The sequence below is a fragment of the Vampirovibrionales bacterium genome, from assembly GCA_016712355.1.
Taxonomy (GTDB): Bacteria; Cyanobacteriota; Vampirovibrionia; order Vampirovibrionales; family Vampirovibrionaceae; genus JADJRF01.
Genome location: JADJRF010000005.1, coordinates 1,516,788 through 1,529,135 on the forward strand (window position 1 = coordinate 1,516,788; position 12,348 = coordinate 1,529,135).

At 58.0% G+C, this 12,348-nt stretch carries 12 protein-coding genes and 1 rRNA gene; 7 read left to right on the forward strand and 6 right to left on the reverse strand.

The features are described 5' to 3' along the window. Positions 1-47 precede the first annotated feature (47 nt). The 4 genes from IPK79_08380 to IPK79_08395 form a co-directional block, all read right to left on the reverse strand. Positions 48-446 carry a 4'-phosphopantetheinyl transferase superfamily protein gene (locus tag IPK79_08380; GenBank protein MBK8190451.1) on the reverse strand — a complete coding sequence of 133 codons (399 nt, stop codon included), beginning with the start codon at positions 444-446 and terminating at the stop codon, positions 48-50. Between the two features lie 94 nt (positions 447-540). Continuing rightward, positions 541-831: a hypothetical protein gene (locus tag IPK79_08385; protein ID MBK8190452.1), complete on the reverse strand. Its 291-nt coding sequence runs from the start codon at positions 829-831 to the stop codon at positions 541-543. 369 nt (positions 832-1,200) lie between these two features. Beyond that, positions 1,201-2,718: ribosomal RNA gene (locus tag IPK79_08390) — 16S ribosomal RNA — on the reverse strand. Between the two features lie 230 nt (positions 2,719-2,948). Continuing rightward, positions 2,949-3,554, reverse strand: coding sequence for a hypothetical protein (locus tag IPK79_08395; GenBank protein ID MBK8190453.1), 606 nt, complete (start codon positions 3,552-3,554; stop codon positions 2,949-2,951). Between the two features lie 222 nt (positions 3,555-3,776). Here IPK79_08395 and IPK79_08400 point away from each other — a divergent pair, with 222 nt between their 5' ends. After that, positions 3,777-5,642, forward strand: a complete 1,866-nt coding sequence (locus tag IPK79_08400) for a hypothetical protein (GenBank protein ID MBK8190454.1) — start codon at positions 3,777-3,779, stop codon at positions 5,640-5,642. Between the two features lie 30 nt (positions 5,643-5,672). On the opposite strand, the gene IPK79_08405 is transcribed toward IPK79_08400, so the two are convergent. Further along, a complete protein-coding gene (locus IPK79_08405) occupies positions 5,673-6,785 on the reverse strand; it encodes a GGDEF domain-containing protein (protein MBK8190455.1) in 1,113 nt (370 codons plus the stop codon). A gap of 257 nt (positions 6,786-7,042) precedes the next feature. Between IPK79_08405 and IPK79_08410 the strand changes: the two genes are divergently transcribed. Further along, complete coding sequence (locus IPK79_08410) at positions 7,043-7,204, forward strand: hypothetical protein (protein MBK8190456.1); 162 nt, start codon at positions 7,043-7,045, stop codon at positions 7,202-7,204. Positions 7,205-7,250: 46 nt separating this feature from the next. Continuing rightward, positions 7,251-7,865, forward strand: coding sequence for a matrixin family metalloprotease (locus IPK79_08415; protein ID MBK8190457.1), 615 nt, complete (start codon positions 7,251-7,253; stop codon positions 7,863-7,865). 41 nt (positions 7,866-7,906) lie between these two features. On the opposite strand, the gene IPK79_08420 is transcribed toward IPK79_08415, so the two are convergent. Further along, positions 7,907-8,452, reverse strand: coding sequence for a hypothetical protein (locus IPK79_08420; protein MBK8190458.1), 546 nt, complete (start codon positions 8,450-8,452; stop codon positions 7,907-7,909). 243 nt (positions 8,453-8,695) lie between these two features. Between IPK79_08420 and IPK79_08425 the strand changes: the two genes are divergently transcribed. From IPK79_08425 to IPK79_08440, 4 genes are all read left to right on the forward strand, one after another. Beyond that, on the forward strand, positions 8,696-9,337 hold the full coding sequence (locus IPK79_08425; GenBank protein ID MBK8190459.1) for a sigma-70 family RNA polymerase sigma factor: 642 nt from the start codon (positions 8,696-8,698) through the stop codon (positions 9,335-9,337). A gap of 5 nt (positions 9,338-9,342) precedes the next feature. Continuing rightward, on the forward strand, positions 9,343-10,536 hold the full coding sequence (locus IPK79_08430) for a hypothetical protein (GenBank protein MBK8190460.1): 1,194 nt from the start codon (positions 9,343-9,345) through the stop codon (positions 10,534-10,536). Between the two features lie 111 nt (positions 10,537-10,647). Further along, positions 10,648-10,995: a hypothetical protein gene (locus IPK79_08435; protein MBK8190461.1), complete on the forward strand. Its 348-nt coding sequence runs from the start codon at positions 10,648-10,650 to the stop codon at positions 10,993-10,995. Between the two features lie 215 nt (positions 10,996-11,210). Next, the gene (locus IPK79_08440) at positions 11,211-12,338 is read left to right on the forward strand and encodes a polysaccharide export protein (GenBank protein MBK8190462.1); all 1,128 of its coding nucleotides are present in this window, start codon (positions 11,211-11,213) and stop codon (positions 12,336-12,338) included. Positions 12,339-12,348: the final 10 nt, after the last annotated feature.

Sequence of the window (12,348 nt, forward strand, 5' to 3'; positions counted from 1 at the left end):
AAACCGCGCACGTCGGCAGGATTGCGCCTCAATGCCCGCAGGGGCTGTCAAAGCTGGATAGCGCCGCGCGCGGTGACCACCGCCATCGCGATGTCGTCGGTGTGAGACAGGCTCACTTGCAGGTCTACGCCCGAAAACGCCGGATGATGAATCGCCAGGCGCGGCGCCTGCCCGGCAAGGCGAATCACTTCGATGGCGTTGAGGCGTACTGAAGGGGCGTCGGGGCAGAGGCTGCGCAGGGCCTTAATGCTGGCTTCCTTGGCGCAGAAGCGCGCTGCCAGATGCGGCGCAGGATTTGCGCGCGCGCAGCAATAGGCGATCTCGTCCGGGGCGTAGACGCGCGCCAGAAAGGCAGGCTGTGACGCTTTATCGGCGAATCGCGCAACGGATTCCACGTCGCAGCCCAGCGCCAGCGGCTCGAACGACCAAAGCGTTCCGGCGGTCATGCGGGACTCTCGAATTTAAATGCCTCTCTAGTGTCGCGCGGGTCCCCCTGAGCGAAACCCCGGGCCCCGAAGTGGACAGGCGCAGCCCGCATTGTTAAGACTCCTTACCTGCTGCGCGAAAGGCTATACAGTCTAACTCCTTTAAATCAGCTCCCGTGACAAGTGTTGGGCATTCTCCGGGACCATACACCACACGAGCTGCAATCTTGACTGGAGGCGCCGGATTCTGACTCTCCACTTGAGGCGTCATGAAGATCGTCGCCTGCAGGGACAGATATTGTTGTATATCGCCGTTTGGCCCCTGGGCGCTGACCCATGCGCCTGTTTCAGGAATGGCCTTAACCTCAACACCATAGTAACCCGCAGGCAATCGGGCCTCATTCATAAACCCCCTAAACTCAGGGCTCCGCGTATCAGGGATTATGTGGGCTGATCCACCACGGCAGTAAGGCAAAGCAGGAATAACGGCGCCAAAGCGAAGGGTATGCATACGTGAATACGTCCTATTGGTTGGGAAGCTTCCCAACGAAAAAAACCGGACAATTGCAATAATTGTCTCGGTCTTTTAAAACCTCAATAACTGAATACCGCATTCCAGACGACCCATTCAATTCCATCTTTGGCAAGCAGACTAGCAGGGCCTGGAGTTTGCTTGCTACAGAGGCGACGCGCGGAGCGCGCCGTCTCGCGATGACGACCTGAGAGATACCAGTTTGCGCTTTCGTGAAAAAGCCAATCTGGATGATCTCCTTAGAAAGGAGGTGATCCAGCCGCACCTTCCGGTACGGCTACCTTGTTACGACTTCACCCCAATCAAAAATCCTGCCTTAGGCGGCTTCCTCCCAGAGGGTTGGAGCACCGACTTCGGGCGTAATCTTCTTTCGTGGTGTGACGGGCGGTGTGTACAAGACCCGGGAACGTATTCAACGCGGCGTGCTGATCCGCGTTTACTAGCGATTCCGACTTCACGGAGTCGAGTTGCAGACTCCGATCCGAACTGAGGGGCGGTTTGAGGGATTCGCCAGGCATCGCTGCCAAGCAGCCCATTGTCCGCTTCCCATTGTAACACGTGTGTAGCCCTGGACATAAGGGGCGTGATGATTTGACGTCATCCCCACCTTCCTCCGGTTTGTCACCGGCAGTCTGACCTGAGTGCTCAGCATGTTTCCATCTGTAGCAACAGACCACGAGGGTTGCGCTCGTTGCGGGACTTAACCCAACATCTCACGACACGAGCTGACGACAACCGTGCACCACCTGTCTTGGGGTTCCCGAAGGCACTCCTCTATCTCTAAAGGATTCCCCAGATGTCAAGCCCAGGTAAGGTTCTTCGCGTTGCATCGAATTAAACCACATGTTCCACCGCTTGTGCGGGTCCCCGTCAATTCCTTTGAGTTTCAACCTTGCGGCCGTACTCCCCAGGCGGGATACTTATCGCGTTAGCTACGGCACTGGAGGGGTCGATTCCACCAACACCTAGTATCCATCGTTTACGGCCTGGACTACAGGGGTATCTAATCCCTTTCGCTACCCAGGCTTTCGTTCCTCAGCGTCAGTTGCAGTCCAGCAAGGCGCTTTCGCCACTGGTGTTCCTCCCGATATCTACGCATTTCACCGCTACACCGGGAATTCCCCTTGCCTCTACTGCACTCTAGCGAGCCAGTATCAGATGCCATGCCAGAGTTGAGCTCTGGTATTTAACATCTGACTTAACTTGCCGCCTACGAACTCTTTACGCCCAATAATTCCGGACAACGCTTGCGCCCTACGTCTTACCGCGGCTGCTGGCACGTAGTTAGCCGGCGCTTCTTCTGCAGGTACCGTCAAAATTCTTCCCTGCCGAAAGGAGTTTACAATCCTAGAACCTTCATCCTCCACGCGGTGTCGCTGCGTCAGGCTTTCGCCCATTGCGCAAAATTCCCTACTGCTGCCTCCCGTAGGAGTGTGGGCCGTGTCTCAGTCCCACTGTGGCTGGCCATCCTCTCAGACCAACTACTGATCGTAGCCTTGGTAGGCCATTACCCTACCAACTAGCTAATCAGACGCAGGCCGATCCTGAACCGAAATTCTTTAAACGCAAGTATTTCAACTTGCGTCTTATGCGGTATTAGCGCCAGTTTCCCGGCGTTGTCCCCCAGTTCAGGGCACGTTACCTACGTGTTACTCACCCGTCCGCCACTGAAGTACCCCCGAAAGGGCCTCTTCGTTCGACTTGCATGTATGAGGCGCACCGCCAGCGTTCGTCCTGAGCCAGGATCAAACTCTCCATGACAGAAATTTACTTCTGCCAACCCGCCTTGCGGCGTTTGGCGAAAAAACTTCAAAAGAGCTTGGCCTTGCTTCATGAATTGAACGAGGTCGTCTCGAATGCGGGTATTCAGTTATCAAGGTACTGGGTTGCTTTGGGATTGGTATACTAGCGTGGCCCCAACAGGCGTGTCAACAGGCCGCCATGTTTCGTTTTGTAAAAGATCGACGCCGGCAGATGAGCGCCTCTCCTTTTCACGCTTCGGGAGCGATTCCGGCTGCTCGGTTGATCTTTGCCTTGCGCAGAGCCAGCTTCAGTACTTCTTTTTCGCGATGTTCCAAGAAACTGCCGCCTTTGATGGGTAACTGCATTTTTAGCTCCATGCACGTTCGCCCGTTTGGTTCAATTTGGCTCACAGGGGTTGTAAGGCAAAGAAAGAGATGTGGACCTATGACCTTGTTATGGAGGGTATCTGGGTCCGGAATAATGCGCAGGCGTATCTGACGACCGTCTTGTAGGTTTGCAATAAAAGTATTGCTATTGTGAGCGCTTACAGTGAATGCGTGGGGTAGCGGTTGGTGCTGGTTATAAGCATTGAGTAAGTCGAGAACGCCCTGGCGGTCGCACGACTGGAAAGGGTTCCATCCCTGAATCAGTTTGATGCTGCGAGGATATTCATGGAATTTCCTGAAAAGATACAATAAGGTTTTGACTAGATTATCTGCCTTGGGAAAATCAGGCCTCGCTGAGGTTTGGGGCGTGGGAGTCGGGCCTCTTTGAGGCGTATGATCGCGCGTGGGCGTGGTTTCAGTTGCGCCGAAGCGAAGGGCGGGGCGGAAGGAGACAGGCAGCATCGTCAATACACCGCTTCTTGAATGGGGAACGGGGGCCATACAGGACCAGGGCATTGTAAAAATAAACGCGACCTGAATCAAACCCGCTCCATGCGCACGATTGCCTGCGCTTCGCCCTGCGGATGACACATCGGCGCATGTGGGGTAGAATCGCCCCAGTTCGCCCATGGCTCGAAGTCCAGAGTCGAGCCCAGTCCAGATTAAGCCCGCAAAGAATCGAGCCATCTGATGCGAAGAGCCGTTCCTCCAATCCGCTTGCGTCGCCTGTTGGCCGCGCTGGCGCAGGGAATTACGCTGTGTGCGCTGGTGTGGGCGCAAGCCGACTGCCTTGCCCAATCCCAGAGAGCTCCTGCATGGCTTGAAACCTGCGAATCTTCGCTGTTTCGGCGCACGTATGGCGACGAAGCCATGAATACCCGACTGTCTCGACTCGAACGCCAAACCTTCGGAGATGCCGCCCCTGCGGGTCTCTCGTTGGAAGCGCGTCAAAAACGCTTGCATTGGGCCTTGCGCCATTTGCTTGCGCCGACTGCTTCTTCCCCAGTGTCGACGGCGCCTGTTTCGAAGCCTCAAAAGACGGCGCCTGCCGTTGCGGACGCTGGCGAGTATCCGTCGGTGACGTCACTGGAGCAGGCGCTATTTCAGCAATCCTTTGAGGCTGAAGATATTTTCTTGCGGCTGGCGCGTTTGGAGCGGCGCGCTTTTAACCTGACGTTTCAGCAGTTGCCGCTTGCCGATCGCGTGGATCAACTGACGCGCAAGACGCCGCAAGCCCTCTTCGGCGCGGCCGCCGCCCCGTCAGCGCAAGTCGCGCCCCGGCGCTCGCAGCCCTCTCAGGTCGAGTTGGACTATCTGCAATCCGTGTCGCGGGCAGAAGAGATTGTGCTGGGCCATGACAACCCGCAGGGGCTGCTTTCGGAGCGCTTGGAAGCCATCGAGTGGCGCTTGTTTGGCCGGCCCTACGAAGGCGAGTCGCCGGATACGCGCTTTAGCCGGATTCAGGCGCGTTTGGGCGCTGCGGCATTGACGCCTGCCCGTTTTGCCCCTCCCCCTTATAATACGCCGCCTGACGCCTCTTCTGATGCGCCTTCCGGCACATGGACCGCGACGCCTCAAGAAGAGGTCGTGACCTCGCAATGGACGGTTCCTGGCGGACAGACGGTGACACAAACGTCTCAGACCCTTCTGCAAACGCCTTATGTGACGCAACGCGGCGTTCGCCGCCGTCAGATGTCGGTGAGCGGGCCGGGAACGGTCATTTACACTGAAACCCGCACCCGGCCGCTGCCTGAGGCCGGGCCGAATTTCCGGCTCTTCCGTCGGCGACCGTCGGGATCTGATCCGAGCTATTTTGCGCCTATCCCCGGATCGCCCGAGCGCCTGCAAGGCGAATTGCCCTCGTTGCGCGGACCTATTAACATCGCTGCGCTGTCTGCGCCGTCCCGCACGTCCGTTTCTTCCCGCGTTTCGTCCCCGGGTTCGCCGCCTGTCGTTTCGTCGGATACGCCCGTGACGGCGGCGAAGGCCCCTCGTGCGGCAAAGCCATTCAAACCGCTTTCGACAAAACCCCTAAAAGCGTCCAGAACCTTCAAAAAATACGCGCCTGAAGCCGTAACGCCCGCACCGCCGCCGGATCCGCGCACGCTGGAAGTCTTGCGCGAATACGCCGCATTAAGCGCGCCGCTTCAGCCGTTGCTGACGTTTCAGAACGACTCGTCGCGGACAACGGCGCTTGATGCGCCTTTTCAGTCGCCATTTGCGCCCCGGCCACAGGCGACGGGTCGTCCGTCATGGTCGCGTCAGCTGGATCGTCTGGAACGTCAGGCCACAGGCGGCGTGCGTCAGGATCTGCCGGTGGAAGGTCGCCTGAATCTGCTGGAATCACGCTTGCTGGGTGAGACGTTTGATACATTTAGCCCCCCGGCGCGCGTGTTTAACTTGCAGCGCCGGTATTTTCGCAATCCTTTAAGCCGTTTGGCCTCGTCGCTGCGCGCGACTCGTGATACCCAGGACAATGAGCTTGCCGAAGACGTAGCGCCGCTGGGCGATCTACCGCCGCTGGCAACGCTGGAGGCGCGCTCGCGTCGACGTTAGTTCCAGGTGTTATGGTTTTGGACGCTATCTTTACCCAAGCGGGGTGACGCAGATGCGGTCGCGGCCTTCGAGTTTGGCGCGGTACAGCTCGTCGTCCGCAAGTTTGATAAACTGATCGGCCTTGGCCAGCGTCTGGGCAAGCGGCTTGCTGAAATCCAGATGCGCCACGCCTTGGCTAATGGTGACGCGCAGATTGACATCAGCCTCAAAACGCAGGCCGGGAACGCCGGTTTTTATTTTTCGCGCTGCGCCCAGCGTCTCTTCCAGCGTCTTGCCGGGCAGGACCATGGCGAACTCTTCGCCGCCGAATCGGCACAGGTAACAGCCGCTGGGCGTCGCCCCGCTGGCGACCGCCGCAATGGCTTTCAGCGCCGCGTCTCCGACGAGGTGGCCATACGTATCGTTCAGCCGCTTGAAGTGGTCGATGTCCATCATGATTAAGCCGAGCAACGTCTGATCGGTTTTGGCGGCGTCGAACGTTTCATGAAACTTCTGTAAGAAGTAGCGCTTGTTAAAGACCTGGGTCAAATCATCGGTGATGACCGTGTCTTTCAGGACGCTGGCTTCCTTGGACAGGTTGCGGTACTCGACGTTGAGCTTCATTAAATCGCTGGAGCGCTCTTGCAGGGCGTGCTGATACAGGGCTTTTTTCTTGCGCGTAAACGAGGTTTCGATAAACAGATTCCAGAACAGATTGCGAATCCACCGCCAGGCAGGTTCAATCGCTGGGCTGAGGGCCCAGAGCAAGGCCAGGGTGAGCAGCGCGAGCCAATCGATGACGCCGGGGAAATGAATCGCGGGATCGGGCGAGCAGAGTAGCGCCCGTAAAGGCTCCGGGCATGGAAAAGCGGGGTGCGACGCCAGCCATTTGCCGATTTGGCGAACGGCGTCGGCTGCCTCCATCGACGGGAAGAATGCCGAATGCACCGAGGGGATCGCAGCGTGAAGCAGGTCGTAAAGCCAGTTGAGCGGCGCTACGAGGATGTTGCTGAGCATGTACACCCCGTCCACTACGCCGCCAAATGCCGCGAAAGCCGGTTTTGAAGAGGCTTCCCGAACGCCATAGACGCGCGGATCGCCTAGCAGAAAAATAAGCCGCAGCGTGAGCAGCAGCGTCGAGATACCCAGCAGAAATTTCTTCATAAGTCTTGCGCGCGACAGTGCCTGACAATTGGTAACCGCGGTGAGACCGCCTATGCGCCCCCGCTTCGTTTACGATTCTAAACCATTTGTAAATGTTTGCGGAAATCCCTCAAGAATCGACGCTTGCGCTCGATAATTCCGGTAATCCGGTTACGATTTAAAGGCGAATGACGCCGACGGACTGCCGGAAATCGCCGCCGGGTGACGAGAAACCGAGACGAATGGTTTGTGGTTCATCGCGAGTGAGGATTTTTATCATGGAGACTGGCTCAAACGAGCTTATTACCCAGCGCAGCCTGACTACCGGCAATCTGGCGCTTCAGCAGTCGATGCGCACGCTGTGGGATGACTTTGTGGATTCCGTCTCCGGCGAGTTGCGACTGGTCCACCCGACGCGAGAGGGCCGACCGCAAGGCTAATGTCTTCACGGGCAGTTAACTGACGACGCAGGAGGGTGCGCCGATTATGAACGGCATAGGATTTTCCCCCACGCGGCTGGCGCCGCCCGGCTCCAGAGGCCCGACTATCCGCCAGAAAGAGGCTCCTGCCCCCTGGACGCCGGATACTATGTTAACCCGCACGGCCGGCCCGCGCTGGGATGCGGCGGATATGCCTCTCGGCGTTCTGATTGCTTCAATTGATCCCGACGCCGCTCTGTTAGTGACGCCCGACGTGATATTTGACGTTCTTCAAGATTGGGAACGCCTCAGCGAAGGACGAATTCGATTGCGTCTGATGGATCCGGGCGATTCGCCGGACAGTGCGGCAATTGTCGTCAACTGGAGCGACGAGACGCTGGTGGGCCGAGACTACGAAGTGGGTCGTACCCAGCGCTGCGTGCGCGCCAATGGCCGGATTACGCGCGCGACGATTACCCTGATGAAAGCCCCCCTGATTGATCAGGCCCTGCTTCCCTCTCAGCGACTGATGCGCCTTAAGGCGACGATTCTGCACGAGGGTGGCCATGCTCTGGGGCTCGACCATTCGGGATGTCAGGAAGACGTCATGCATCATCGCGGCTGGCGTAATACCCGTCTGTCGCGCGGCGACGGCGCGCAGCTCATCCAGCGTTATTGCTGAGGCTCAAAGCACGTCAGAAATCGCGATGCAGAATGAGAATCTTACCCGGAATGTCGTTTTGGCCTCATCTGCTCGCGCGCCATGGCGCTGATACCGGCCACGGCGATAGCTTCGGCGACCATCATGCCGATTTTCGCGGGCAGGGGTAGTTTCTTCTCGCTCTCCAGAATCGAGCAGGTAAATGCGCCTGCCAGCGCTCCCAAAGCCGCGTCGCCCATCCATTGGCGCCCGGTGATAAAAGCAGTCGCGCTCCAGAGCCCGACGCCGCCGACTGCGGCCAGCGCAATCGATCCGGCGATGGCCCCAAACCCCATAAAAGCCAGCGGCGCGACGACGGGAGCGGCGAACATGGCGGCCATGCCGATGTTTTTGAAAAACTGCTTGAGTTTGGATCTGCCGTCGCCGTCTGTTGTCTGACGCGGGCGCGGCGATCGTTGAAACGTGACGCGATCTGCTGGGGGGAGCGCTATTACTCGGGCCATCGGCCCTGTCCATGGTTGCTTCATGGCTTGACGGCCTGCGCCCTGGGGCGCATACGGCGATCCGCTCTCTTCGCGCATGATAAAGACCTGAGGCGTCGTACTCATGATTAAGATCGCTCCCTTGGACTTCTCCCGCAGACGTTTCGTTTGAGAGTTCTATTCGCGAGTGCTGCGCTTTTTCCCCTGTTCTCGTCTTATGGCGTTGATGGCATAAAACCGCTGGGCTCCCTTTTTGTGCGGCCTGCGTGAGAATGCGCGCCTGCGCGCCGCCCTCCGTGATAGAATCAAGGCTGATCCCTCGTGATCCATTGCGCCTGTCTCGCGCTTGCCTCAGGAGTCCTGATCCTCGTGTCTGTCACCCCGCCTTCCTCCGCTTATACCCGGGACCGGATGACGACGCTTGACGTGGAAGCCCTCGTCACGTTGGCGCAGCAGCGCGGCGCCGGACGGATGGCGGCGCTTGAAGAGCTGGTGCGGCGATATCAGAAAACCGTGTATGCGGCGCTTTATCACCTTGCCCCGCAGCGCGCCGATCTGGCCGATCTCACTCAGGACGCCCTGTTACGGATGTGCCGCTCGATTCATACCTTGCGCAGTCCCAAGACCTTCAAGTTCTGGCTGAACCGTATTATTACCAATATCTTTTACGATGAACTGCGTAAAAAGCCGCGCAGCCTGCAAACTGTCTCGATGGACGCGCCCTGGGCCAGCGATGAAGAGGATGCCGCTTCGGCCACCCGCGATATCGCCGACACCGCCCAGCAACCGGATTTTCTGGCGCTGGGGGGAGAATTGGACGAACAGATTCGACACGCCATTACCACCTTGCCGGAACATTTCAGAACGATCGTCGTCCTACGAGAAATACAAGGGCTCAGTTATGAAGAAATCGCGTCTCTAACCGGCTCCAATCTGGGAACGGTCAAGTCCCGCTTGGCGCGCGCGCGCCAAAAGCTGCAAGAAGCCCTGGAGCCTTACATTCGAGGATAGCAGTCATGTCGTTTCACGACGTTCCGCCTGACAATGATACAGCCGAACCCGCCACAGACGCCTTCTTTTTAGAAGCGAGCGAGTCACCGACCTATGGGGAGCGCTTCATGGAGTCAGCCAGTGGGCAGGGGCCGCTCGCCAACGTTGATTTCTGGTCGTCGATCCGGGGCCAGCTAGAAGAAGATTCTCTTGCGGGTGAGGCGCTGTCCGGGTGCGAGCCTGTTTGCGACGATACGTTTTTAGGCGCGTATCACGATGGCGAATTGTCGCTGAGAGATCCCGCTGTTCTGGATTTTGAATCCCTGTTACCTTATACGCCGCAGACCGCTGGGCGTCTGGCGTCGCTGCAACATGTGTCTGATTTGATTCGCGATTATGCCGTTCGTGCAGAAGCCGCTTGTTCTCTGGATATTGCGCTGCAGACCATTGCCGCCCTGCAAAAAGAAGAGGCGCGCGCGCGCTGGGCGTCTCCGCGTTTATGGGCGCCTGCTGCTGCGGCGGCTGCGCTGTTTCTGGCTGCGCTCACCTCCGGCGTCTTGCCTGAGTTGCAAGGGGGGCCCTCTTCTGTGGCGCTTCAGACGGTATCGTCTCAGGCTTCTCAGGAGTTGTCCTCTGTTTCTCCAGGCGCGCTGGTTTCTCGCCCGTTGACGGCGGAAGGTCAAAACGCAGAACGTCTTTTACTGAGCCAGCCGTTAGCGTCTTCTTTTTCACCGCTGGCCTCCTCTTCAGGGCGCGCTGCCCTGCCCGTGGTCGCTTCTTACTCGCGTAAAGGGCGCTCTGCACAAGCCTTCTCGGATACGCTTTCTGTTAACAAGCCGTTTCTGTCCACGTCGGGTATGCTGGCAATGGCTTCCCCTTCCTCAGACGCCCAGGATCCCTATGCGCTCGCCCCTGAGACGCGCCAGGGCTTTTATCAGCGGCGTCTCGCCCAGTCGTTGATGGAAGCTTCTCAACAGTTGTTGCAGCAAATTGCGGCCCAGCAGGGAGCAGGCGACGTTCCCGCCGCCGCCGCGCCTGCTGACTTGCTGGCCAGTAGCGAAGGCGCTTCGGTGGCGCTTGCCGGCACGGCGCAGCAACCGCCTGCCGATATTCCAACGCCGGAAGACGTTGCGCTCAGCGCGTGTGACGCATCTTCTCTGCCTGCTGACGCGGCGGCGGACGCGGTTTTTTATAGTTGTGGCCGAAATTCCGGTCTGTAAACGAGCTGTAAGTAGGAACAGAGCATAATGAAAGTGCAGAAAACGTGGTGTGGGTCCACTTGGCGCAACGGATTTTTCTCAAAATCCTCAGGCGGATTTCTGGCGTTTGTTTTGGCGCTTGCCGCCGTCTCGCCCTGCGCTTACGCTGAAGCCGGCTCCAAAATAGACTGGAACGCTCTCGAGCTGACGACTAATCAGTGCGACAGCCTGCAAACACTTGATAGCGAGTGGAAAAACATCTATTCCGACCTGTATCCACAGATCCAGAGCGATCGCGCCAAGCTGCGGCGCCTCATGAACGACCCGGCTGCAGACGACCAGCAAGTGCTGGCCCTTCAGAGTCATCTTCAACAGAGTGAGCAGCGCTTGCGGAGCGAGGCCACGCGGATCTTTATGCTGAAGAAAAATTACCTGAGCCCCGAGCAGAAACGCCGCCTCTACCAGATGATGGAGAACTAGACCTCTTTTTGATCCCCTTTTTTCAGCTCAGGCATGAAAAAATTCGTCGTGTTCAGGTTAGAATGATTAGAAAGAGAGTCTAGACACGAAGAATGATGGGTCTCAAGTCCCTCATCCGCGAGGGTCGGCCCATTGAGCCTATTTGACGCAATCTCCTGGCTCTGTCGCCTCTTTATCGCTGGGCGTCGCCGCCACAACACAGGGAAACACGCAATATGTCGGCATCCATGCTTTTACAGCGCTTTTTATTGTTGCCCCTTCTCGGTTTTGGGATGATTTTTAGCGGCTTCGCGCTGCCGTCATCGGCTGTTGCGGCGGCCCCTCCCTCTACCGGCGTCGAATTCAAGGGCCGCATTGCCTACCAGCAGGGACTCTATCTCCTTGGGCCCGGCGATGTTCTGGCCATGAAAACCTTGCAGGAGCCGGATTTCAGCCAGGAGCAGATTCTCGTGGGGCCCGACGGCATGGCGGGATTCCCTGGGGTGGGCGAGTTGCCGGTCGCCAATCAGACATTGGACGCCGTCAAAACCCGGATTGAAACGGTTCTGGGCCAGACGCTCATTCAGCCGCAGGTCAGTCTGACGCTGAAAACCACTCGGCCCGGCACCGTCTATCTGTCTGGAGCCGTGATGCATCCGGGGATGTTCCAGTTTTCTACCAGCGCCAGCGAAAACAATCTGATTATCAGCGCTCAGGACTCGCTCGTGCGAACGGACTCGCGTCTGTCCAATATTCTTTCGAATGCGGGCGGGGTTGCGATGAACGCGGACCTTTCTCAGGTCACTGTGACCCGTGCGGCCACCGGCGAATCCCAGACGGCCAATTTGTGGCAGGTCCTGAAAGAAGGCGACGCGGGCGAAGACCTGTGGGTGAATCCGGGCGATCGCATTCATGTGCCGTCATTGGCGACCATGGCTTTGAATGATGAGGACTATCAATTGCTCTTGCGCTCTGCGCTGGGCCCTAAAAGCGTGCCTATCCGCGTTATCGGCTGGGTGAAGACGCCGGGCGTTTATAATCTCGATGGCGTTTCGCCTTACCTGAATTCCGCATTAGCCAAGGCCGGCGGATTTCTGGATGCGGCGGGCAAGCAGGTCATCGCCATTCGCCGTTTTACCAGCGAGAGCGATTTTTCCACCCTGTTTGTCGAGGTGGAAAAAACCGATCTGTTGCTGCGGCCCAACGATGTGATTTTCGTGGCCGAAAACAAGGCCTACCGCACTGGCCGCTTCGCTCAGGAGGCCAACAAGGCGTTATCGCCGTTTACGTCGATTGCGGCGGTGGGCTCTGCGATGGCGCAGATATTCGGTTTGGGCGGCTGGGACCGACGGGTGAACCCATAAACAGGGATTT

Coding starts and splice junctions, on each gene's coding strand:
- IPK79_08380 (MBK8190451.1), bottom strand. CDS start 446: ATGACCGCCGGAACGCTTTGGTCGTTCGAGCCGCTGGCGCTGGGCTGC.
- IPK79_08385 (MBK8190452.1), bottom strand. CDS start 831: ATGAATGAGGCCCGATTGCCTGCGGGTTACTATGGTGTTGAGGTTAAG.
- IPK79_08400 (MBK8190454.1), top strand. CDS start 3,777: ATGCGAAGAGCCGTTCCTCCAATCCGCTTGCGTCGCCTGTTGGCCGCG.
- IPK79_08405 (MBK8190455.1), bottom strand. CDS start 6,785: ATGAAGAAATTTCTGCTGGGTATCTCGACGCTGCTGCTCACGCTGCGG.
- IPK79_08410 (MBK8190456.1), top strand. CDS start 7,043: ATGGAGACTGGCTCAAACGAGCTTATTACCCAGCGCAGCCTGACTACC.
- IPK79_08415 (MBK8190457.1), top strand. CDS start 7,251: ATGAACGGCATAGGATTTTCCCCCACGCGGCTGGCGCCGCCCGGCTCC.
- IPK79_08420 (MBK8190458.1), bottom strand. CDS start 8,452: ATGAGTACGACGCCTCAGGTCTTTATCATGCGCGAAGAGAGCGGATCG.
- IPK79_08430 (MBK8190460.1), top strand. CDS start 9,343: ATGTCGTTTCACGACGTTCCGCCTGACAATGATACAGCCGAACCCGCC.
- IPK79_08440 (MBK8190462.1), top strand. CDS start 11,211: ATGTCGGCATCCATGCTTTTACAGCGCTTTTTATTGTTGCCCCTTCTC.